Source organism: Pseudoalteromonas sp. SWYJ118 (assembly GCF_015864505.1).
In the GTDB taxonomy this organism is placed as follows: Bacteria; Pseudomonadota; Gammaproteobacteria; order Enterobacterales; family Alteromonadaceae; genus Pseudoalteromonas; species Pseudoalteromonas arctica.
The window spans coordinates 135,516-159,688 of record NZ_JADYXC010000002.1 but is presented as its reverse complement, the minus strand read 5'-3'; the positions used below and the strand labels follow the sequence as shown (position 1 = coordinate 159,688).

Here is a 24,173-nt window from a genome sequence, read left to right as displayed (position 1 = left end):
CACCCTAAAGTTGATAACATTTAAACTAGCATTAATACTGTTTTAAATACAAAAAAGCCGCTAGTAAAAACTAACGGCTTTACTTTGTATTACCTTTAGAAGTTGTAACGCATACCAATATTGTAACGTGCGCCTAGCTGTTGTAGGTTCCACAATTGAACTGACGTACGGCCATGTTCGCGGCTGTTTTGTTCAGTAATATTAAGGCCTTCAACAAAAAACGATAGTTGCTCGCTGTAGTTGTACGCAACATTAAAGTCGATTTGATAATATTCTTCAGTAAAGCCTGGCTCATTTACGTATCGAGCTGCGCTATTTAAAAACTTATCACGCCAGTTGTAAGCAATACGTGCTTGAAAATCATCGTTTTCGTACATTGCTATAAAGTTAGCTGTATCGCTTAAACCCACTAGTGCAAATTGTGTTGTAGTAGGGTCAGCGTTTACATCAAAGTCTATGTCGCCATTAACTGTGGTGTAGTTTGCTTGAACACCAAAACCGCTTTCACCAAAAAAGTGCTGAAAGGCAACTTCAAAACCATCAATGGTGGCATTTTTATTGTTGGTAGGTACTTGCGCTGTAAATTCTAGTAATGGGTCATCGCTGTTAGCAATTACATCGTAGGCGGCTTCAAACTCTTCGTAGGTCATAGAGTCAAAATCAACGTTGTTTTCTGTTGCGGCAACCATTTGAAATAAGTTTGAATCGGTTACTGCAAGTCCGCGAGATTCTAGCTCAGCAATGGCAGCTTGAGCGCGAGGGCCCGCTGTTGCATCGCGTAATCCGTAGTAGTTTTGCGTCATGGGTGTTAAACCAATAAAGTTTTCGATGTCTTTAGTGTAATAACCTACCGACACATAACTTGTTTCTGCAAAGTACCACTCAGCCGATACATCAATATTATCTGATTCAAGCGGCACTAAACCCGGGTTACCCGTTGACGCTGTAGCCGGTGATGAACCCGCTAAAAGAGTAGGGGCGCCTGGTACACCAACCGTCGCTGCTGAACTTAAGTTGTCGTAAGTTGGGCGAGCAATTGTTGTGCTATAAGAAAAACGCGCTTTTACGTTTTCGATTACTTCTATGTCAAAGTCAAAGCTTGGTAAAAAGTGATCGTAGCTAGATTTAAGCGTGAAATCTTCTTTAGCTGAGCCAAAACGAACGTTAAAGTCGTTATTACCTTCCCATGCTACTGCGTTAGGTAAGTCGATATTAGCCGTTGAGGTAATGTCGGTAGACTCTTGGCGTGCGCCAATAACAATGTTGTATGGCATATCGCCAATGTAGCCGTTGTAAGTAAATTGCACAAACGCTGCGGTTATATCTTCTTCAATGGTGCGGTTAGTTGCAAATGCGCCATCGGCTGCAAAGTTAAAGCCGTACTCTTCACCTGCCCAGTAACCAATTTGCGATGCGCTGCCGGTATAACCTTGGTTGAACGAGCCCGATGTATCGTAGTCGTCAAACTCAGCTAAAAAGTTTGTTGGGTTTAGGTAGCCATCAGGTAGTTCGCCTGGGTTTTCTATACCCCAGTTACCCATTGTATTACGTGTAAGTGATTGCAGTGAATGGCTTTCCATAGAGCGAGACTCTATACCAAAGTCAATTGCACCGTTTTCAATTTCGTATTTACCATGGATTCTAAATTCTGTTATTTCAGACTCTTGGCGAGCAAAGTTAGAATCTAAAATAGACGTACCCACATCAGAGGCATCTAATGTGTTATTACAATTTAAGTTGTCTCGGCGGCAATCATCAAAATCGATACTCATTGATGGAAGTTCACGGCTAAAATCAACTTCTTGTGCGTTAACTACGTTTGCTCCCAAGCCTGCATTTACCCAGCTGCCGTAAGGTGCATCTGGTTTGCTAGTGGCTTTTGAATTGTGCGCATCAAACATAAAGCTCAATTGTGAATTGAAATAGTATTCAACGTTTAAACCAATAGAGTCGTTTTGATTAACTTGGTTTAGCTCTTGAAACGCTAAACCTAAATCGCGTGTTTGCTGATCGCGACGTTCTTCTCGGTAGTAAATAGGGGTTTTTACCGTGTTATCGTCAAATGTTAGCGCGCTTTTGTAGTTATCCATCCATATTGATTGCTCAGCACGGGCTTCGAATAAGTCTTGCTTAGAGTACGTGTAATCAAGCGTGGCTGTTAAATCGTCAATAGGGCTGTACTGCAACGTTAATTGTGCGTTTGTACGAGTACGTTCTCTGTCGGCAATGGTGTAGCGCAAATCTGATGGCATTGAATAAAGCTGGCCAACAGCGGGTGCATTAGTTAAAACAATATCGTCTGCTGCTTGTGGGATTGTGCCGTCAAAAGCAGATGTATTCCATTGATTTACAAACGCACCTGTTGATGAGCTATCACGTTGTTGCATACTTGCTGTAAGTGAGGCACCAAATTTAGCTTCACTGTCGGTCCAGCTAATTAAGCCCGAAAGCTCTGGTGTTATGTCATCACCAACGCGGTTTGTTGAGTCGTGTAATGCTTTTACGCCAATGCTTGAAACAAAGCCTGGATTGTCGAGTGGGCGAGCCGTATTAATATTAATTGTTGCGCCAATACCACCAGATGCAATGCTTGCTTTACCCGTTTTATATACTTCAACCGATTTAACGCTATCAGACGCTAAGTTTGCAAAGTCAAAAGCACGAGAGCTTGGTGTACCACCGCCTGAAGGCAAAGACGCCGCCGGCATAGTACGTCCGTTTAGGGTTACCATATTGTAGTCGGGACCAAAACCACGAACCGTTACTTTAGAGCCTTCACCATTTGAACGATCAATCGACACACCCGTAATACGCTGTAGCGACTCGGCTAAGTTGGTATCGGGGAATTTACCAATATCTTCAGCTGATATAGCATCTACAACACCTGCGGCGTCGCGTTTTAGCCGAGTTGACTCTTTAATACTACTTTTAAAGCCAGTAACTTGAATTACTTCAACATCTGTATTTGCTTCTTGTGCATATACAGGTAAAGAGATTGATGCGCCTAAAATCAGAGATAGGCTGGTCGCTATCTTTGTTTTTCTTACAATATGGTTGGACATTCGGTTTCCCTCGCACTTTTATCATTATTATTAACAGCTGTATGGGGCTGTTATTGTGTAATTATAAACATTGTCAAATGTATGGAAGCGCTTCCAGAAAAATTCATTTAACTGAGCTTTGTGGAAGCGCTTCCAGAAATGCTAGTTTAAATTTTAAATAGGGTCAACTATTGTTTTAATAAAATGAGACTAAATTGTTTTTAAAATGTATGTTTTTTAGATTTAATTTTATTTAAATTATAAATTACAGGTGGTTATAAAAAACCGTTTTAAATAGTTGTGTAACAACATTTTATTATAAGAAAACCGGTTATTGATTCATTTAGTTATTTAAACACTTTAATAAGGTGTTTAAATCAGCTTTTAGTAAGGGCTAAAATTAATAAGTAGGCCGTTGGTCACTCAACTAGGACAAAACTTAAATTACTTATTACACTCAGCCATAGACTCAACTTAAAACACTATTTATAGGTATTAATAATTATGAGCAATGTAAAGCAAGGATTAGCTGCAACCGCTTTAATTATGGCGTCGTTTAGTAGTATTGGCGCGCAGCAATGTAGTGATGTAAGTTTGCAAATTTTAGGCTCGGGCGGCCCTGAGCTTAACGATGGTCGCGCATCAACAAGTTACCTTATTTGGCACGAAAATAAAGCCAGAGTGTTAGTTGACGTAGGCTCTGGTGCTAGTATTGGGTTTGATAAAGCAGGTGCAAAATTTAGTGATGTTGATGCCATTTTATTAAGCCATTTACACACTGATCATGCTGGCGATTTACCTAGTTTTATAAAAGGCAGTTACTTTACATCACGCGATAAAACACTTGCGATATTTGGCCCCCAGGGCAACCGTGTAATGGCTTCTACTAATGAATATGCACAAGCGTTACTAGGTAAGCAGGGCGCATTTAGATACTTAAGTGATTACGTAGAAGGTAATGAAAACTACAAATTAGATATTCGTTCTGTTGCATCAACAAAACAAAATGAATTTAAACAATCACTACAAAGTGATTTGGCTGTTAATGCAATGACAGTTAACCATGGACCTATTCCGGCTTTAGCGTGGAAAGTAAGTATAGCAGGATGCGAACTTGTGTTTGCAGGCGACATGACCGACAAGTTCGGCACATTTACTGACTTTGCTAAAAATGCCGATGTAGTGGTTATGCACAACGCAATTGATGAAAACGCATCAGACGGGGCTAAAAATTTACACATTACCCCAAGTCAAATCACTAAGGTACTAATTGAGGCTGCACCTAAAACGGCGGTTCTATCTCATTTTATGAATCGGTCATTAAAAAATCAGCAATTGTTTAAAAAATCGTTAATTAAATCACTAAAAAGTAACGTAGTTTTTGCAGAAGATGGTTTAAAAATAAACTTATAAAGTATTGCGCATAAGAGTGTTGCGGGTCGCTAGTTTTATCGCTATTTTAAAGGCTCTCTCATAGATGGATTTTATTATGCGCATTAAATTTTTAGCGAGCTTTTATTCTTTCTTCTTGTTTGCACTGTTTGGTTGTGACGACCAAAGCATGGCAATGCAAGATAGCCCTCAGCTAAATAGTAATGCAAGTAACTTACCCTCTGATCTCAAAGTAAACACACCTCCAGCAGCTCAAACAAACGAACCCGCTTTAGTGGTCGGTATGCTTGCAACACATTGTAAAAGTAATGAAGCAGCCTACATTAACGCAAAAATGCATAAAGTTGTGCGTAACCCAGATGAAAGTACAGCCTACAAGTTAGAACCTACCGATAAAGTGCTTTCTATTTGTGTTGCAAAAGATGACTCATCGCTTAGTTATCGATTTGGTAGAGTTAATGACATAGGGCTTGAAAAAGAAGCAACACCGGATGCACCATTTGGTAGTTACTACAGGCAAGTAGGGCGTATTGGCGAGAGTATTTTATTTTTCAGTAACGGCGAATATCATTATTATATTATTAACTCAGGCGGTATGGGCAGCGGTGTAACCGTTAATGTTTATAAAAACGATACATTAATAACTGAGCTGTTTTCGGGTAATGATCCTTACGATGATTTTGTTATAGCAACCGATTTAAATTTCCCTAAAAAATTGGTTATCGAAAAACAGCCATTTAATAAGCAAATGCAGTAAATAATGACTCCACAGCAGCAAAACGTTATAGAGCAAGGGCATTGGTTTAAAAACCGTAGCGCTTATTTAAAAAGCTTTTTATTAACGCAGGGCAAAACGCTCTCGCTAAAAGCTCAGCAATCATTATTTTTGCGAGGTGATAAGCACGATGGAATTTATGCAGTGCTTAGCGGCGTAGTGCGTATTAGTGGCGTAAGTAACGAAGGCAAAGAAGCCGTATTGAGCTTTATTGATTCATCATTGTGGTTTGGCGAAGTTACCTTGTTTGATGGTGGCCTGCGTACTCATGACGTATATGCACAAACTGACGTTGTGCTTTTTTACGTTCCCCAACGCGAGCTTGAACAGCTATTAAACGAACAGCCACAATATTGGCAAGAGTTTGGTTTATTGCTGGCACAAAAGTTACGCCTAATGTTTACCTCAATGGAAGATCACGCATTACTAAGTGCTGAGCAAAAAGTATGCAATCGACTTTTAATGCTCAGCGAGCATACAGAGCACTTAACACCACTTGTTTTATCTCAGCAGCAACTTGCTGATATGACCTACCTAACGCGCCAAACTATTAATCAAATACTGCAACAGCTTGTTAGCCTACAAGCCATTAGTTTGGGGTATCAACGCATAACTGTTTTAGATAAACAAAAGTTACAGGCGCGTGCTACACAGGCTTAAATAGAGGCTGTTTTATTTAGTTGGAACCAAAATTGCTACAGATAATGTAACGCAACAATGGATTTGAGCTAATGACTACAATAACCTTTAAAAATCAATATAGTAATTATAACTCTCCTACAGTAAATAAAGCGGCAGATCCAATCGAAGTTGCGGCAACTAATGTCCTTCCTAATGAAAAAACAAGTGATGCTAAAGGCATTACCTCAGCCCCTAAAGAACCAACGTTTTTAGAAAGTGCTCAAGAAGCGTTGGTTTATCAGCGCTTAGGTGTAAACAAAAACAAAATAGACGAGCTAAAAGCGACAATAGAAGAGCTCATTAAAGAACAGCAAAGTGAGGGCGCAGACCCTAGCGCAATTGCTGATAAAATAGAGGAACTTCAAAAAATGCTTGAGCAAGAGTATCAAAAAGGGCGCGAGCAAACGGATATGAAAGGTGAGCATGAGCCGGGTAAAATAATTTCTGCATTTGTTTAATTTACAAAATGTCGGATACCTGACATTGTTGCTGTGCTTACTTTTGCTAAAGTAAGTTTTATATATAAAAATAAAGGCAAAACAATGAAAACACTTCAACAGCAACTTGGTAAATATGGTTTATATCATCGTTCTAAGCGTAATGTACTAACGCACTTTATTGGTATTCCGCTCATTGTATTTGCAGCGTTGTGTTTACTAGCGCGCATTCAAATACCCCTTGGTAGTGTAGTAATTGATGGTGCACAACTTTTTGTATTAGCGTCGGTTGTTTATTATTTTATGCTGAGCTTTTCGCTTGGCTTTATTATGGCCGTGATATTCACTTTACTCCTTGTTGGTGCTCAGCCTATTGCGGCAATGGCATTTTGGCCTTGGTTGAGTATTGGCGTAGGTGTGTTTGTATTTGGCTGGGTATTACAGTTTATTGGGCACTATTACGAAGGTAAAAAACCGGCGTTTGTAGATGACCTAATTGGTTTAATTATTGGCCCTTTGTACGTAACTGTTGAACTACTATTTTTAATGGGTTTTTACAAAACATTAGAAGATGAAGTAAACGCAATAGCAGGTCCTACAAAGGCGTAAAATACTTTACTAAGTACCTTTATAAAACCTAATAAATAACAATAAAAGGGCAGATAACGCATGCAATATAATAATAAAACCGTGTGGATCACCGGCGCATCGTCAGGTATTGGTAAAGAGCTTGCTATACAATTTGCCGAGCTTGGAGCGCGCGTTATTTTATCGGCGCGCAATGTAGATAAACTAAACGATTTAAAATCAACCCTTAAAGGCGAAGGGCACTTAGTTGTGCCGCTGGACTTAGCACAGCCAGAGCATGTACTGAGTGCAATAACAGCAAAAATGAGCGAGCTTCCTGCAATTGATATTTTAATTAATAACGGCGGCGTATCGCAGCGCAGTTTATTTTTAGAAAACGACTTTAACGTGTACCGCCAATTAATGGAGGTTAATTACTTTGGCTTAATTGCACTTACTAAAGCTGTATTGCCTACTATGGTGGCAAGGCGCAGTGGCTCAATTGTGTCTATTAGTAGTGTGGCGGGTAAAGTTGGTTCAAAATTTAGAACAGGTTATTCGGGTTCTAAATATGCGGTGGTTGGTTTTATGGATTGCCTACGTGCAGAAGTAGCACAACATAATATTCATTGCTTAACAATTTGCCCAGGCTCTATTAAAACAGCAATTGCGCATAACTCACTAAACAAGCAAGGCATAGCGCAAAATAAACCAGAAGAGTCGATAGAAAATGGCATGGATGTAAGCGTAGCTGCTTCAAAAATGATTCGTGCCATTAGTAATAAAAAAGACGAAGTGATTATTGGCAAAGGTTTAAGTGGTTGGGCGCCTACAATTAAGCGCTTTTTTCCTACTTTGTTTAATCGCATTACCGCAAAAACAAACTATAGGTAGCGTCGTTTATTTCAAAGGCGTAAAATGCCGTAAATTTGATCAATTTAGAAAAGGATTCTAAATGAAGTATTTATGGCTGAGCCTGTTTTTTATTGTATTAATTTGGTCTGGTATTAACCCAAAAGATCAATTTACATGGCTGCTTGAAGTTATACCCGCAATTATTGGTTTAGTGCTGCTAGCAAGTACCTATAGCCACTTTAAACTTACCCCTATTTTATATACATTTATTTTAGCGCATTGCATAGTGCTGATGATTGGCGGGCATTACACCTACGCCGAAGTCCCTTTTTTCGATAATCTATTTGGTAGCGAGCGTAATAACTACGACAAAGTAGGGCACTTTTTTCAAGGGTTTGTACCTGCACTACTAGCACGCGAAATTTTACTGCGCAAAAAAGTAGTAAATGGTAGAGGCTGGTTAATCACCTTTGTTATTTCGGTATGTTTGGCATTTAGCGCCTTTTACGAATTAATAGAGTGGTGGGTTGCAGTGTTAAGCGGCGAAAACGCTGAAGCATTTTTAGGCACGCAAGGTTACGTGTGGGATACCCAATCAGATATGGGACTGGCGTTATTTGGGGCTATTTGCTCGCTGTTAGTGCTTTCAAAGGTACACGACAAACAGCTTAAAAACGTTAAAGATTATTTATAGACTATAGGAACGTTAAAGACTTTCTATAAGAATGTTTATAAAAACATTGATAAAAAAGACTATTAACTTATGACCGCAAACATTAGTAACTACTCAATAAGCACAGACAAAAGCAAACTTAACTTTAACGTTATTTATAACTTTATTGCTAATAGCTATTGGGCCAAAGGCATTCCTAAAAGCGTGATGCAATCGGCTATTGATAACTCAATGTGCTTTGGTGTTTACAGCGCTCATAACGAGCAAGTTGGCTTTGCCCGAGTAGTGACCGATAAAGCAACCTTTGCCTATTTAGCCGATGTATTTATTGCCCCGCACTTGCAAGGTAATGGGCTGAGTAAGTTACTTATTAAAACGATAGTAGAGCACCCTGAGCTGCAAGGGCTCAGGCGCTTTTTATTAGCGACTTCTGATGCACACGGGCTTTATGCACAATACGGGTTTAAACCGATAGATAACTCAGGGCTGCTAATGCAAATAAACCCTGAAAATGTATATGGTAAAAAATAATCGTGAGGTCTATTAAACGGAGCGAAAAACATGTCCCGCTTTTATATCTTGTTATAAATCATGATCAAGGTCTAAATCAGAAATATTAATGAAGTTGTATTCTTGATCGATAATGCGATTAATAACGGACATACCTAAATTGGGACAGTCTATGTTTAAAGACAAATTACCTTGTGCGTATTCTTCATGCAGCATTATATCTCTCATTTCTTCAAAGATTCCCCAGCATTGGAATGTTAATAATTCAGCTCGTTCTTCGATTATTGATTTGTAATCCCCCCACTCATGAAACCCTTCAAGTTGAGGTTTGCAAAATTTTCTTAAGAAAGGAATGCCAGCATCAGAAATATTTTGCAATGAATCACCGTGCCCAGTTGGAGCATGCCATTGACTAAGCTTTAAAAATTTTTTCTGAATATCTGTTAACTTACTTATATCATCTACTTCATGGAGAAATCTTTCGATAGACTTAAATGGAGCCATGTTGAATATGGAAATACTATATGGTGCAATACTTATATCTAGATGATCCTTCCATAAAAAGGCAAAACCACTAGCGCGTTGCCTATGACCTTCAGATGACATTACTTGTAGTGCTGTATTCATTTGCTGAATATGCTTATCTAACCGCAATTTATCTGCATTAGGGTCATACGAGTGATCGTCGTATAAGCAAAGCTGATAGCCAGCTAAATGCCTATCTGATATTTTAAAGCCTACATTTGCTTCCAAAATAGAATCTATATTTATAATTTCAAGACGTATTTTATCATTTGTAGAAATAGGCTTAAAGCAGATAATATTTTTTTTGTTCCAAAAAATTTCATGGAAAATATAATGTCTTAATAAAGTAGGCCAATGTTTTGAAACGATTACTTGAAAAAGATCTCCTTCAGATAGATAAGGGATGTAGCTTCTAAGCTCACAAGAGTACGCAGCAAGTTCAGTTCCCACTTCTCTAGTTGGCCCTGCTATATTTTTCAGCTCTACTAATACCATCCCTTGCGACTCTGCTGAATAGAACAGAAAATCAGGTCTTAATGAATCAGGCTTGGTGAGAGAAATATTTTTATCTTCAGAAATTAACTCTAAATAATTCAAAGATCGTTCACATTTCAAAAATGACTGATACACTTTTTTTGCTTCATTATTCTTTGGAACATAAGTACCTAAGTAATCAGGATTTGACACTAAATCATTTAGGCCATCAACATTATCTAATTCTTTTAGCAACCACTCTTGCATTTTCGATTCATTTTCGAACATTGATAATATATCCATAACTGTAGTGGTCAACTAATTTTGGCCACATTTTTAGAATCCTTGTATCTAATATCAGATTCATTCGATGCTAAACCAGCACTATAATGATGTGGTCTAACATTATTGTAATATCCGTTGATATAATCACTCACACTATATTTAGCTTCTTCAAAGTTTTCATATCCAACTTTTGGCATCCACTCCGTTTTAAAGCTTCTAAAAAATCGTTCCATTGGCGCATTATCCCAACAATTTCCGCGCCGACTCATGCTTTGTGTGATTTTATAGCGCCATAAACGCTGGCGATACTTCAAGCTTGTATAGTGGCTTCCTTGGTCTGAGTGAAACACCAGTCCTGTCTGTTTTCCTCTGCTTTCATACACGAGTTCAAGCGCTTTTAGGGTTAAGTTAGTATCTGGCGACAATGACATTGCCCAACCAACGACTTTGCGTGCAAATAAATCAACAACGACCGCTAAATAAGCCCAGCGATTGCCTGTCCAAATATACGTTACATCACCGCACCACACCATATCCGGCTCAACAACATCAAACTGCCTATCTAGAAAATTTGGGATTTCAAGGTGCTCATTACCACCGCGTTTATATTGATGTTGTGGTACTTGGCAGCTCTCTAGTTTTAGTTTAACCATCAGCTTAGCGGCGCGATAACGGCTTAATTCAAAACCGTTATTCGTTGCAATTGCTGCAATTGTCCGTGCCCCAGCCGAACCGCCACTCATTGCATGTATAACTTTAACTTCCGCTTCTAACTTTACTTGCTCTGGTGTCGATGTTGTATCCCGTATGGCCCAATATTTATAGCTGCTGCGATGCACATTGAATACGCTACACAACACGCTGATTGGGTAACCGCTCTCGTTGATTTAATTTCTCAATTAACGAGAATTGCTCAGGGGGTCGGACATCAAGAGAGCGGTAGCCTTTTTTAATATATCCTTTCTAATCCAATGCGTTGGATTTGCTTTTTAAGTTCGCGGATTTCAATTTGTTCAGGCGTCATTGGTGAAGCCAATGGGGACTGGCCATTCCGTTCTTGCTTTAATTGAGTTACCCACTTACTTACGGTTGATTTACCAACCCCCATAGCTTTAGCTGCATCTAATTTGATTGCAGCAGAATACGTTGCGCGTTTTAATTTCGTCATTTTTTCACCCAAATTTGTATGCTTATTAGCATAACATTTCTTTCTTAATGGGTGGCCAAATTAACTATGCCACTACACAGGTTGTCTTTGTTCTGACATGATCTTTTTGTTACAGCTCTTTTTGCAAAACACTTATAAGATTTTTATTAACTTTCGTAGCAAAACTAAATTTTTCTTTAAGATAACGTTTTTGATCCTGAGATAATAACTTAGTATCTGGCAATAAAGTATGGAGCCAATTTTGCCATTTGAGCACTTCAATCGAACTCTTTATGGAAAGTTCATAATCTTTATGAACGGGCAAATTCTTAATAGAATCTAATAGCTGACCTGTGCTGTACTCTACAAAAACTCCATCTCTTTCAGAAAAAATATTACCATAACCTTTTTCATAATCTAGAGAGTGTTTTTTTACATACTCACATTCGTACTCGGAAGTGTCACCATTTATCAAACCATTTCGAAATTGAGGCTGGTAAAAAATAACACCATTATGTGGAATAGCTTTTCGAATTAAAGGGAGCATAATTCTTTCGCGCCCTAGTACTAAAGTTCCTGAATATTTATCACTATCTGGTGAAAGTACCATATCAGTTATATATGGAAACCCTACTCTTCGAGAAAATAGAAAAGTAGAAGATACGCTTATGAAGTTAAAATTATTTACTGATAAGACAAATGCACTCGGAGTAAAACTAAAAGCAGGAGTGTCTATTGCTCCAAAGTTTACACGAGGTTCATTTCTATCAGTTTTTTGAACGATTAAAAGACGATCGTATTGCCCGATTCGTTTCTCAATATGAAAATTAGATTCTACATTCAAATAGTTCTTATCTAACTGTTGCATGGCTAGCCATAAACCGACTCTTACTTTATCAACCCAATCTAGAAATGATGACATTTCTTCGCTAGTTACACCTTCATCATTAAGTACCTTTAATAGTATGGGTTTTACATCGGCTTCTAGCTTTCCATATTTAGTATTACAATTAACACATGCAGGAAAGGTGAAATTTTTAAATGCATATTTTCGACTTTTTCCAAAATCAGCTTCATTTTTACTCATGCCCAAATTAACCTCTCTTTTTGGATCACCAGTAAGTTCGATTAACCATTGCGGCACTATATGTTCACGTGATTTTTCTTTGGGTTTTTTACCACAAAAAATACAAAATTTAGCCAATTACAACTCCAAGCTTAAATACTCTAACAGCTTTATCGAGGACATTTTCCTCTTTTTATGAGTAACGTATGTCCTTTTAATTATTTTTAATATTAATAACAAATCCTGTAACACATTGCGAGTATTAAACTTTAAGTCGGGCTGTTCTTTTAATAATATGCAAAAAAGAGGAAAACGTCCTCATTTTTTGACTTAGGAGGAAAACGCCAGCGCGGTACATAAATGCAGCAATTAAATATTCAAAATGAAAACCAAACCCCATTTTAAATCATTTAATATTCACTAAAAAACGGTGGCGATAATGCAAGTAACCGCTTTAAGTACACTTATTTGTGTAGGCGTATTATAAAAGGTGGTTTAAGGATGGTTGGAGCTGTAAAAAGGAGGTTATAAATTATCTACTAAACGCGTCTTCCTTCTTTTAAAACAGGGCAGACACGATGTTTATACCAAGCGACTTAAATATTTAGCCTTTCTAGCGTGCTAAATAAAGCGTTAACGGCGTTATAAATTTCTCATGTAGAACAACTACATGTCGAAATTTATGCCTTGTTATCACTCTATTTATCCGTCGCTATAAATGTCTAATAACTTAACTCGATTGGTATTATTTGGCTTTTTTAGCCTCTAAAGTTTCTATTTCACTCCAGATTTTTTCGGCTTCTGCACTTAACATGGCAAAGCTTTTAATGTCGCCTTTTCTTTGTGCCTGCATGCCTTGCTCTAGCTTTACGTCGTATTCTTTACGCAGTTTTTTTATTGGGTCAGGCTTTAAAAATGAAAACATTAGTATTCTCTTAATTTATTAAATTATATGTAGTTAGTGTACGCATTAATGGGCTTAATAGTTCTTTGTTTGGTGAAAATGTTTACTTTACGCTTTAAAAGCGCAAAGTAAACACGGTGTAATTATTAACGTACTGTGTGCTAATTCTGGTTCTAGTGCTAATGTTTACGTTTTTGGCTCTAGACGTTTAATACCTTGTCCATCAATACCTAAATAAATAAAACCATCACTGCCTTGGGCTAAGCTGCGTACTCTGCCTATTCCATCGAGTATTTTATGTTGCTTAACAACCTTGCCCTTTGAGAGTTCCAGTGCGCTAATGAATGCAAATTTCATTGATGCTAGTAATAGCTTACCTTTAAGCTTTGGGTATTTATCACTCGTTACATACAACATATCGGAAGGGGCAATTGAAGGGGTCCAATGTAATACGGGCGATTGCATGCCGTCTTTTTCTTTAAGGTCGGTAAACTTGGTACCGCTGTAGTTAACGCCATAACTTACCAAAGGCCACCCGTAGTTAGCGCCTTTTTTTATTATATTAAGCTCATCGCCGCCGCGCGGCCCGTGTTCGTGAGACCATAAAATATTATTTTGATTGTTAAACCACATACCCTGTGGATTACGGTGCCCATAAGACCATGCCGCATGTTTTGCATCTTTTTGTTTAACAAACGGATTGTCGCTTGGGATACTACCATCTTCGTGTAAGCGATAAATTTTACCGCCATCACGGGTGAGATCTTGCGGGTTTATAGTGCGCGCGCCGCGATCGCCAATTGAAAAATAAACATAACCTTTATCATCAAACACAATACGGCTGCCGTAGTGCTGGCCTTTGGTACTATTATGCTCGCCTTTGTATAGCAATTGCTGATCAGACAACTGCGTATGATCGCTACTTAGCTTGGCGCGCATTAGGGCGGTGTTACTTCCGCTTCCTTTGCCCTCACTACTTGAGTAACTAAAGTATAGCCATTGGTTTTGCTTACTATCGGTGTGTAGTGATAAATCAAGCAATCCACCTTGGCCATTAGCGTCAATGTCGGGCAACCCAGAGACCTTAGTTAACGTAGTTGTATTTTTAGGTAATAAAAATAACGTTCCACTGCGCTCAGATATTAGTAAATCACCATTAGCTAAAGGCTCAATAGCCCAAGGTATAACTATGCCTTCTGCCGCTGTTACTGCGTTAACGTTAAGTGGTAAAGTATCGAGTTTTTTATAGTTTTTTACGTAATCGCTTTTTGCATGCGCGGGTGCGTTAATAGCAAATATAGCAACAGCCAAGCCTGCACTTATTAGTTTAGGGAGTGTGTTATGTGACATTAAATTTATCATTATGGCTTCCAAAATTAATCCAATCTTACATAACCTTAACATGGCATAAATAAATTTGTTAAGCGTTGAGTTGAATGAAAAACACACACTTATATTTTTATACGATGGCCTTTTAACAGAAAATTGTTTTAGCAATTAGCGCTAATAAAAAATTGAATAATTACTCTATTGGGGTTGAAAACTAAAAATTTCAGCGTACACTTGTGCGCTGAAGTTTGAGCGTACACGTGTAAGTTCAAACGTTAAGTATTTTACGACCCAAGAGATTAATAGTGATGATAATTAAAGTATTAAACCAATTTTCAAAATGGTTTTTACACCATCAAAGTTTTGCAGGCTACATAGAGCCAATAATGCAGGTGTTTAAACCTGCGTGGCGTGCAGGGCAGTTTAGAGCGCAAGTAGTTAGTACAGCTGTACTTGATGGCGGTTTTTTAAGTGTGCAACTTAAGCCAAGTAAACAATGGCAGGCGCATACGTCAGGGCAGCATATAAGTTTAACGCTTGAAATTAATGGGCGATTATTAACACGCGTTTTTACCGTGGCCTCAAGCGCTCAGCAATTTAAAAATACAGGTTTGGTGCGCTTACTAATCAAAACAAATGCGCAAGGGCGCTTTACAGGTTTACTCAGTAGCGCATTAAAAGCGGGTTTGTGGTGCAATATTTCTGCGCCAAACGGCGACTTTGTATTTAAAAATACACATACACCGGCTACTTTTGTTGCCGGTGGGTCGGGTATAACACCTATGCTGGCTATGCTTGATGATTACTTAGGCCAAACTACGCAAAAAGTCTCGTTAGTGTATTACGCAAAAGCCACTGAGCATCAATGTGTTGATGAGCTAAGTGAGTTGGCAGCGCAATTTGAGCATTTTTCGTTTTTATTATTAACGCGTGAGCAATCAAACGATATAACCAGCAATATTAAGCCGTGGGAAAATCCAGACATATACTGCTGTGGCCCTGCTGCATTTATGCAGACGGTGAGCGATTTTGCTAAAACGCATAAGCTAAATTACTACCAAGAAGCATTTGGTTTGGCGCTGCCTAGCTTAAACGACAATAGCCAATTTAATGTGAAAATTAACGCCAGTGCCCATGTTGTATCGGGCAACGATGTTTTACTGACTCAGTTTGAAGAAAAAAAGCTACCCGTTAAACGCGGTTGCGGTATTGGTATTTGCCATCAATGCCAATGTATTAAAAAGTCAGGCGTGGTACGTAATTTAAAAACAGGTGAATTGAGTGACAACGGCGAGCAATTAATCCAACTTTGCGTAAGCCAACCTGTTAGTGATTTGGAGTTACAATTATGAAAAACATTAACTATGACATGCTCGCAAGCGAGTTAGATGCCATTAAAATGGACACCCTTGGCAAAGTAGGCCAACAAGATGCCGACTACATTCGCTCTGTTGTGCGCAAACAGCGAGTGTGTGAATGGAGCGGGCGAATCTTGCTAATGCTTGGTTTTATTCAGCCATTATTGTGGGTTGCAGGCGTGTTATTACTAGCGCTGGCTAAAATTTTAGACAATATGGAAATTGGCCACAATGTAATGCATGGTCAATACGATTGGATGAACGACAAGCAACTTAACTCACAACATTATGAATGGGACATAGCGTGCGACGGGCAAAGTTGGCACCGCGTTCATAACTTTGAGCACCATACGTATACTAATATTATTGGTAAAGACCGTGATTTTGGTTATGGCTTGTTGCGTTTAAGCGATGATTTTAAATGGCGTTTTAAAAATGTATGGCAGTTTTTTACGTATATTAATTTAAGTGTGTTATTTCAGTGGGGCGTGTCGTATCACGAGTTGGCTGCAGAGCGTGTTTTTATAGGTAAAAAGAAAGAAAACCGCGAAGGGCTTGTTTCACACTCTACATTAAAGCAGCGCTTTTTTAGTAAAGGCGCTCGCCAGTTAATTAAAGATTATGCGATATTTCCGTTACTTGCAGGACCTTTATTTTTATGGGTATTGGCCGGTAATTTAGTAGCTAACTTAATCCGTAATTTATGGACGTCGACTATAATATTTTGTGGTCACTTTACTGAAGAAACGCAAACTTTTAAACAAGAAGACTGCGTAAACGAAACCCAAGGGCAGTGGTATTATCGCCAAGTACTGGGCTCGTCTAATATTAACGGGCCGCATTGGTTTCATGTTTTAACAGGGCATTTGAGCTGCCAAATAGAGCATCACTTATTTCCTGATATGCCGTCTTCGCGCTATCAAGAAGTAGCGCCTCAAGTACAAGCTGTTTTGAAAAAACACGGTATTGATTATCATACAGGTGGTTTTTTTAGACAGTATACGTCGGTGTTAAAACGTATTATTAAATATTCGTTTAAATAAACATGTTTTAATTAACGAATGAAAAAATCGGTCTGTGTAACTACACTGACCAATTTTTTGTTTATTGCACTCAATACGGTTGATTAGTAAACAGCACTTGCAAAAATTTCTCATAGTTAATTAAAAAAGCCTTACTTTAGCTATGGTTAAATAGCGTGTGATTGTCATACAATGGAGGAAAATAGACCACACAAGAGAGATTAAAATGGCCGCATTTGGTACCGTGTTTATGCCGCAGATGATTCAAGCTCGTTTTTCTGATAATAAATGGAGCGAAAGCTCAATTGTCCCTTCCGATAAACTTGAACTTCATGCTGGTGCGCACGTTCTTCATTATTCAAGTACATGTTTTGAAGGCTTAAAAGCCTTTCGCCATGAAGATGGTTCTGTTTATCTTTTTAGAATGGATGCAAACATCGCACGCATGCAACAAAGCTCAGCGCTATTAAGCTTACCGAGTTTTGACAGCGATATGCTAAAAACGATGATTATCGATATTATGCGTGAATACGCAGATGAAACGCCATTACCGCCGGGCTCCATGTATATTCGCCCAACGCACATTGGTACTGAGGCGGCAATTGGTAAAGCAGCTGCGCCATCAATGAGCTCGCTTTTATACACATTACTATCGCCAGTAGGTGATTACTTTGCAGGTGGTGCAACAGCACTGCGTGTATTGCTTGAAGAAGATGGTATGCGCTGCGCCCCGCACATGGGTATGGTAAAAAGTGGTGGTAACTACGCCAGTGCTCTAGCACCGATAAGTGCTGCACGTATTAAGTATCAAGCAGATCAAATTTTATTTTGCCCAGGTGGAGACGTACAAGAAACCGGTGCTGCTAACTTTATACTCATCGATGGCAACGAAATTATTACTAAAGCACTCGATAGCACCTTTTTACACGGTGTAACGCGTAATAGTATTTTAACCATAGCAAAAGATTTAGGTATGACGGTAAGCGAGCGTAACTTTAGCGTTACTGAGCTACTAGAGCGTGCTGCTAAACCAGGTACTGAAGCGGCGCTTTCGGGCACTGCAGCTGTACTAACTGCTGTGGGTACGTTTATTCATAACGATAAAGAATACAAAGTAGGTACTGGCGAGCCAGGCCCAACGACTGCGCGCCTTCGCCAAGCATTGAACGATATTCAATGGGGTAAAAGTGAAGACAAGCACGGCTGGTTAACTAAAATCTAATTATAGATTTAATCGCAACTCGCATTAAAAAGCCACCTAATCGGTGGCTTTTGTGTGTTTGGTTACTTTAAGCTGTGCTTATTAGAACTTCATTTCTATTTTACCGTACACGTAGCGTCCGTTAAATCCATACGGCGAGAAGCTAGAGTAAGCAAATAAACGTGAGAAGGTGGTTACATCGTCAACATTTTCACGGGTTGCATCTGGGTAAACATCAAAAATGTTATTAGCACCTAAGCTAAGCGATACGTTTTCACTAAGCGAGTAGGCGACATCTAAGTCGGTTATCCATTTAGGCTTAAGCACTTCGTTACGTTCAGGGTTGTCTGAAGGGTCTTGAGTTTCGCCGTAACGCGTTGCTCTAAGCGTGGTACGAATATCATCGTTAGTCCACGTTGCGCTTAAGTTGTACTTATTACGCGGTGTGCTTACTTCAAAACGACGCAGCTCAGTGCCTGAGAACAAGTTGTCTTGATCAAACCCTGCACCTTGTAGCTCTGCTGGCGGATCGATAATATTTGTTACTTCATTTTTGCCGTAGTTATAACCTAGGTTAAAGGCTAAATCGCCGTAACCATCAGTTGCTACATTATATGAGGCAACCACATCAACACCACGGGTTTTGCTGTCAATTGCATTTAAGAAGAAACGACCTTGGTTAGCGCCTGTGCCTTGAAGTAAATCGGCAATAGCATCGCCCGATAAGTTGTTTGATAACACAATGCGGTCATCAATTAATATTTGGTAGTAATCAACCGATAAGCTGAAATTAAAGTCGGTAGACCATGTAAAACCAACGCCGTAGTTTGTTGCTTCTTCAGCATCAAGACCTGGTGAGCCCAGTGCTTTTGCTACATCGCTGCTTGGTGCGAACGTACCTGTTTCGGTTGGTTCGCCATCAACAAATACAGTGGCTACTGAGGTAAAGTATTGTTGCTGCAATGAAGGTGCTCTAAAACCAGTAGATACTGAGGCGCGTAGTGCTAAGTCTTCAGTTAATGAATAACGAGTCGCAATTTTACCGTTAAGTGTATCGCCAAAGTCCGAGTAATCTTCATAACGGGCGGCAACCGCTAAATTCCAATCGTCGGTTAGGTAGGTTTCAAGGTCGATATATAAGCTCACGTTGTGGCGGCTGTTATCGCCCTCTGATTCGGGTGTAAACCCCGGGAATACTTGTGCCCCCGCTGCGCCAAATGGGCCATCAACTGGGTCGGTTACTGCGCCTCCTGGGCCAAATGTTCCTTGTGCATATGAAGCTTCTTCGCCTGCATCTATTTGGTATCCTTCGCGGCGATACTCAGCACCTACAGCTACGTTTACAGAGCTTTCTAAAAAGCTGACGTCTACCTCGCGGCTAAAATCAACGTTTAAAGTAAGTTGATCGTAGGTAAGTGTTCCTGCATCAAAGCTTGTTTGGCTAGTAGGGCCATATGAGGTATTTAAGCTATTTATAACACCAAACTCAAATGCATCTTGACCATATACGGCCGATACATCGTAATTCCATTCACTTACAAAACCTTTAGCGCCAAGTGCCAGTGAAAAGTCATCTATGTCTGAGGTAATAACAGGTAAAAAGCCGTCAGGGTATACTTCTTCTATATTACGGCTATCGCTTGCACGGCGATAAAACCCGCCGCCTTCGCCTTCACGTTTGCTGTAAGAGCCAAACGAATATAAATCAACTTCGTTTGTTAACTGGTAACCTGCGTTATAAAACATTGAAAAATCTTCAACATCGCCATTACCAAAGTTATGGTTATATCGATTTACGGTAAGTTCACGTGGGTCTAGCGCACCGTCTACTGAACCGTCATCTATGCGTGCGTAGTTTTCACGGTTATCGTAGTCTGAGCGGTTAGTTGAATGGCGGTCGCGGTATTCTGTTGAGATGTTTAAAAAGCCATTATCGCCAAGCTCAAAACCCATATTACCTTGCAGCGTTAGTGTTTGGCCGTCTGTTAAAGAGCGATCGCCCCCTTCGGTAAAGGCTAAATTACCATCACTGCCTTCAGAAACTGATTTTAGCTGTGGTACACCGTCCATTTCGGTTACGTTAGCACCATATATAGCCGCAACTGAACCACCGCTGCTGGCACTTTTAAGTACAATATTAATAACACCAGCTATAGCATCAGAGCCATATTGCGCTGCTGCACCATCGCGTAATACTTCAATACGGGCAATAGCATTTGCAGGTATCGCATTTAAGTCAACCGATGATGAGCCACGACCCGTTGAGCCATTTAAGTTAAGTAATGCGTTGCTGTGGCGGCGCTTACCATTAACAAGTACTAATGTGTGATCGGGTGCCAAGCCACGAAGCTGAGCGGGGCGTACATGGTCGCTGCCATCAGTAAGTGATGCTTGTGGGAAGTTAAAGCTGGGTAATAAACTGCTAAGTAGGGCATTCGTTTCAGTAAAGCCTGAGTTTTTAAGTGCATCTGCACCAATTATATCGATGGGTACTGCGCTGTCTTCTACTGTACGGCCTAATCGGCGAGAGCCAATTACGCTTATTTGTTCGATGTTTTCTTCTGCTTTAGTGTCTTGCTCTGCAGCATTTACGCAGAGCGAACCAAGTAGTGCAGCAGACGCGCTCATTGCGAGTAATATTTGTGGTACCGATTGCTGTAATTTAAATAACGGTTTTCTATTCATGCTGTATTTCCCCATACCCATTGAATTATTTTAGTTTTGTACAAAAAGATTAAACCTCTTTGTTACCTTGAACATATACTTAATTAACAAAGTCAGTCAATTGAATAACATTCAATTAATTTAGGTGTTTTTATAATTACATTTGGTTGTTTTTTATAATGAGCATTGTTTTAGTTATATAGCGAAGGTGATTGCTAAGTAATTGATGGGTAATGAATTATATTTAAAAGTTAAATTTAACGTTTAATTAACTGGTAAGATGAGATTGATGGTTTTAACTAATTACTAGTATGAGGGCGTTTCTATTGGGCTGTGACTAGGTGGGTATTAAGTTACAAGTATTACTAAAAAAGAAAAAGATAAAGTCGCCCACCAAATGTTAATTAAATTAACATTTGATGGGCGTTTTATATTTTATGTCCTGTTTATTAGAACCTATACTTTAAAACATGAAGCAATTTTGTTTTTATAAGCAATTGGTATAAAAAAAGAGTGCTAAAAATAGTGTTAAAATTTAATTTTTCCAACAAGCATATCTTTAAACATTACCCAATCTCCCCATAAACTGTAAAAAGGGTGTTTAAAAGTAGCAGGGCGGTTTTTTTCAAAAAAGAAATGCCCGACCCACGCAAACCCATATCCAATAACAGGTAATAGCCACAATAGACTGTATTGTTGTTTTATTAATGCTATTGCGATTACAGCAAGAACAAGTGTACTTCCTATAAAATGTAAGCGGCGGCAAATCACGTTGCGGTGCTCTTTTAAATAATAAGGGTAGAAGGCTTTAAAGCTTTTAAACGTGAGGTTTGTACTTTGCATAGTGTGCTCTTTTATTGTTTTTTATTTTAATGAGGGTCGTGCTATTAAAGCGTAAGTTTACATTTGTTTACAGCGATAAATGGCGCTTAACGCATCTAAATAGACAAAAGGGCTAAAAGTTAATAACTTAGGCGCACTATTAATAAATAAGAATGGAACTCAGGATGTTTAAACACACTCTAGCATGTGCTGTAATTGTAGCGCTTAGCGGCTGTTCAGAGCCAACTAATACGGTAACTCAAGAAGAAGTAAAAGCACCAATGAAGCAAGTTAACGCAGTTATATACCCAGAAACAAAAAAAGGCGATATCGTAGACACCTACTTTGAAGAAGCGGTTAGCGACCCATATCGTTGGCTTGAAGATGACATGAGCAGCGAAACTGCCGATTGGGTTAAAACGCAAAACAATTTAACGTTTTCTTATTTAGAACAAATACCTTATCGCGATAAGTTAAAGCAGCGCCTTGAAAAACTAATGAACTACGAAAAAATAGGCGCTCCTTTTACTGAAGGCGATTACACCTATTTTTATAAAAACGATGGCCTGCAAAATCAATATGTTTTGTACCGCAGTAAAGATGGCGGCGACGTTGAAGTATTTTTAGATCCAAACAAGTTTAGTGACGATGGCACGACGTCTATGTCGGGTTTATCGTTTTCAAAAGATGGGTCATTACTCGCGTATCAAATATCTGAAGGTGGTAGCGACTGGCGTAAAATTATTGTTATTGATGTACATACCAAAGAGCAAGTTGAAGAAGCGCTTGTTGACGTTAAATTTAGTGGCATAGATTGGCTTGGCAACGAAGGTTTTTATTATTCAAGTTACGAAAAACCTAAAGGGAGTGAACTTTCGGCTAAAACAGATCAGCATAAAGCGTATTACCATAAGCTAGGTACTGCACAGTCTGCTGATAGTGTTGTATTTGGTGAAACTGATGAGCAAAAACATCGCTATGTAGGCGCTGATGTAACCCATGACGGCCACTACCTACTTATTTCGGCAAGTACGTCTACTTCAGGCAATAAGCTGTTTATAAAAGATCTAACAAAAGAAAACAGTGAGTTTGTAACGGTTGTTGGAAATACTGATTCAGATACATCAGTTATTGATAACGAAGGCAGCAAGCTGTTTTTAGTTACTAACCTCAATGCACCAAACAAAAAAGTAGTGACGGTTGATGCAAGTAACCCAAGCCCTGAAAATTGGGAAGATTTAATTCCTGAAACCAAAAACGTACTAAACCTTACAAAAGGTGGCGATACCTTTTTTGCCAACTACATGGTTGATGCGATTTCGCAGGTAAAACAGTACAACAAAAAAGGCGAGCTAATTCGGGAAATTACATTACCAGGCGTGGGTACTGCACGTGGTTTTGGCGGTAAGAAAGATCAAACAACGCTTTATTATTCATTCACTAACTACAAAACACCAGGTACTACTTATACGTTTGATGTAACTACGGGTGAATCGGGTGTTTATCGTAAGTCGGCTATTGATTTTAATAGCGATGATTACACGTCTGAGCAGGTGTTTTACACATCAAAAGACGGTACTAAAATACCGATGGTAATTACTTATAAAACAGGCATTAAGCTTGATGGTTCAAACCCTACAATTTTATACGGTTACGGTGGTTTTAATATTAGTTTAACGCCAAGCTTTAGCCCCGTTAATGCTGTATGGCTTGAGCAAGGTGGTGTGTATGCCGTTGCTAATATTCGCGGTGGTGGTGAGTACGGTAAAGACTGGCACAATGCCGGCACTAAATTGCAAAAGCAAAATGTGTTTGACGACTTTATTGCGGCTGCTGAGTATTTAAAAAATAAAAAGTACACCTCTAAAAAACGCTTAGCACTTCGCGGTGGCTCTAATGGTGGCTTATTGGTTGGCGCTGTAATGACGCAGCGTCCTGACTTATTTCAAGTTGCTCTACCTGCTGTAGGCGTACTTGATATGCTGCGCTACCATACATTTACTGCGGGCGCTGGTTGGGCATATGACTACGGTACGAGCGAGCAAAGTAAAGAAATGTTTGAATACATAAAAGGTTATTCACCACTTCATAATGTAAAAGCAGGTGTTGAGTATCCAGCCACTATGATCACAACTGGCGATCATGATGACCGTGTTGTCCCTTCACATTCGTTTAAGTTTGCCGCTGAGCTTCAAGCAAAGCAAACGGGTAATAATCCAACGCTTATTCGCATAGAAACCAATGCGGGGCATGGCGCAGGTACTCCAACGAGTAAAACAATTGAGCAGTACGCTGATATATTTGGTTTTACGCTATATAACATGGGCGTAGAGTCGTTATAAAAGCGCTTTAACAAAATAGCTAACTTTAATAGCTGAGCAAAAAGGCCGAGTAAATTTAATTTACTCGGCCTTTTTAATGTTTGTTAGTAGTTAGTAGTTAGTA

At 39.2% G+C, this 24,173-nt stretch carries 19 protein-coding genes and 1 pseudogene; 12 read left to right on the top strand and 8 right to left on the bottom strand.

Features of this window, described 5'->3' with window-relative positions; translation table 11 throughout:
* Positions 1 to 95: 95 nt before the first annotated feature.
* Positions 96 to 3,062, bottom strand: a complete 2,967-nt coding sequence (locus I6F48_RS03395; protein WP_197118803.1) for a TonB-dependent receptor — start codon at positions 3,060 to 3,062, stop codon at positions 96 to 98.
* A 483-nt stretch (positions 3,063 to 3,545) separates the two neighbouring features.
* Here I6F48_RS03395 and I6F48_RS03390 point away from each other — a divergent pair, with 483 nt between their 5' ends.
* The 8 genes from I6F48_RS03390 (at position 3,546) to I6F48_RS03355 (ending at position 8,952) form a co-directional block, all read left to right on the top strand.
* Complete coding sequence (locus I6F48_RS03390) at positions 3,546 to 4,454, top strand: MBL fold metallo-hydrolase (RefSeq protein WP_165727716.1); 909 nt, start codon at positions 3,546 to 3,548, stop codon at positions 4,452 to 4,454.
* A gap of 64 nt (positions 4,455 to 4,518) precedes the next feature.
* Complete coding sequence (locus I6F48_RS03385) at positions 4,519 to 5,190, top strand: hypothetical protein (RefSeq protein ID WP_007583329.1); 672 nt, start codon at positions 4,519 to 4,521, stop codon at positions 5,188 to 5,190.
* A 3-nt stretch (positions 5,191 to 5,193) separates the two neighbouring features.
* Positions 5,194 to 5,868 carry a Crp/Fnr family transcriptional regulator gene (locus I6F48_RS03380; RefSeq protein WP_010553509.1) on the top strand — a complete coding sequence of 225 codons (675 nt, stop codon included), beginning with the start codon at positions 5,194 to 5,196 and terminating at the stop codon, positions 5,866 to 5,868.
* A gap of 71 nt (positions 5,869 to 5,939) precedes the next feature.
* Positions 5,940 to 6,347 (top strand): hypothetical protein, encoded by a 408-nt coding sequence (locus I6F48_RS03375; RefSeq protein ID WP_197118802.1) that lies wholly within the window; start codon positions 5,940 to 5,942, stop codon positions 6,345 to 6,347.
* A gap of 84 nt (positions 6,348 to 6,431) precedes the next feature.
* A complete protein-coding gene (locus tag I6F48_RS03370; protein WP_010553511.1) occupies positions 6,432 to 6,935 on the top strand; it encodes an Mpo1 family 2-hydroxy fatty acid dioxygenase in 504 nt (167 codons plus the stop codon).
* Positions 6,936 to 6,995: 60 nt separating this feature from the next.
* Complete coding sequence (locus I6F48_RS03365; RefSeq protein ID WP_197118801.1) at positions 6,996 to 7,787, top strand: SDR family oxidoreductase; 792 nt, start codon at positions 6,996 to 6,998, stop codon at positions 7,785 to 7,787.
* Positions 7,788 to 7,848: 61 nt separating this feature from the next.
* Positions 7,849 to 8,442, top strand: coding sequence for a DUF2238 domain-containing protein (locus tag I6F48_RS03360; protein ID WP_007583339.1), 594 nt, complete (start codon positions 7,849 to 7,851; stop codon positions 8,440 to 8,442).
* 69 nt (positions 8,443 to 8,511) lie between these two features.
* Positions 8,512 to 8,952 (top strand): GNAT family N-acetyltransferase, encoded by a 441-nt coding sequence (locus I6F48_RS03355; protein ID WP_197118800.1) that lies wholly within the window; start codon positions 8,512 to 8,514, stop codon positions 8,950 to 8,952.
* A 51-nt stretch (positions 8,953 to 9,003) separates the two neighbouring features.
* Here I6F48_RS03355 and I6F48_RS03350 read toward each other — a convergent pair whose 3' ends face one another.
* The 5 genes and pseudogenes from I6F48_RS03350 to I6F48_RS03330 all read right to left on the bottom strand — a co-directional run bounded on the left by I6F48_RS03350 (position 9,004) and on the right by I6F48_RS03330 (position 14,694).
* Positions 9,004 to 10,218, bottom strand: coding sequence for a hypothetical protein (locus I6F48_RS03350; RefSeq protein ID WP_197118799.1), 1,215 nt, complete (start codon positions 10,216 to 10,218; stop codon positions 9,004 to 9,006).
* A 26-nt stretch (positions 10,219 to 10,244) separates the two neighbouring features.
* Positions 10,245 to 11,383, bottom strand: a pseudogene (locus I6F48_RS03345) (IS3 family transposase).
* A gap of 109 nt (positions 11,384 to 11,492) precedes the next feature.
* On the bottom strand, positions 11,493 to 12,566 hold the full coding sequence (locus I6F48_RS03340) for a hypothetical protein (protein ID WP_197118798.1): 1,074 nt from the start codon (positions 12,564 to 12,566) through the stop codon (positions 11,493 to 11,495).
* 607 nt (positions 12,567 to 13,173) lie between these two features.
* The gene (locus I6F48_RS03335; protein WP_002959772.1) at positions 13,174 to 13,353 is read right to left on the bottom strand and encodes a DUF6435 family protein; all 180 of its coding nucleotides are present in this window, start codon (positions 13,351 to 13,353) and stop codon (positions 13,174 to 13,176) included.
* Between the two features lie 165 nt (positions 13,354 to 13,518).
* A complete protein-coding gene (locus I6F48_RS03330) occupies positions 13,519 to 14,694 on the bottom strand; it encodes a PQQ-dependent sugar dehydrogenase (RefSeq protein WP_197118797.1) in 1,176 nt (391 codons plus the stop codon).
* A gap of 275 nt (positions 14,695 to 14,969) precedes the next feature.
* On the opposite strand from I6F48_RS03330, the gene I6F48_RS03325 reads away from it, so the two are divergent.
* The 3 genes from I6F48_RS03325 (at position 14,970) to I6F48_RS03315 (ending at position 18,263) form a co-directional block, all read left to right on the top strand.
* On the top strand, positions 14,970 to 16,013 hold the full coding sequence (locus I6F48_RS03325; RefSeq protein ID WP_197118899.1) for a flavin reductase family protein: 1,044 nt from the start codon (positions 14,970 to 14,972) through the stop codon (positions 16,011 to 16,013).
* Positions 16,010 to 17,062: a fatty acid desaturase family protein gene (locus tag I6F48_RS03320; protein WP_197102399.1), complete on the top strand. Its 1,053-nt coding sequence runs from the start codon at positions 16,010 to 16,012 to the stop codon at positions 17,060 to 17,062. Before I6F48_RS03325 ends, I6F48_RS03320 begins: the two co-directional genes overlap by 4 nt.
* Before the next feature lie 199 nt (positions 17,063 to 17,261).
* Positions 17,262 to 18,263, top strand: a complete 1,002-nt coding sequence (locus I6F48_RS03315) for a branched-chain amino acid aminotransferase (RefSeq protein WP_272941825.1) — start codon at positions 17,262 to 17,264, stop codon at positions 18,261 to 18,263.
* An 81-nt stretch (positions 18,264 to 18,344) separates the two neighbouring features.
* On the opposite strand, the gene I6F48_RS03310 is transcribed toward I6F48_RS03315, so the two are convergent.
* The gene (locus tag I6F48_RS03310) at positions 18,345 to 20,927 is read right to left on the bottom strand and encodes a TonB-dependent receptor plug domain-containing protein (protein ID WP_197118796.1); all 2,583 of its coding nucleotides are present in this window, start codon (positions 20,925 to 20,927) and stop codon (positions 18,345 to 18,347) included.
* 507 nt (positions 20,928 to 21,434) lie between these two features.
* On the bottom strand, positions 21,435 to 21,749 hold the full coding sequence (locus I6F48_RS03305) for a DUF962 domain-containing protein (RefSeq protein WP_197118795.1): 315 nt from the start codon (positions 21,747 to 21,749) through the stop codon (positions 21,435 to 21,437).
* A 164-nt stretch (positions 21,750 to 21,913) separates the two neighbouring features.
* On the opposite strand from I6F48_RS03305, the gene I6F48_RS03300 reads away from it, so the two are divergent.
* Positions 21,914 to 24,070: a prolyl oligopeptidase family serine peptidase gene (locus tag I6F48_RS03300; RefSeq protein WP_197118794.1), complete on the top strand. Its 2,157-nt coding sequence runs from the start codon at positions 21,914 to 21,916 to the stop codon at positions 24,068 to 24,070.
* Positions 24,071 to 24,173 lie beyond the last annotated feature (103 nt).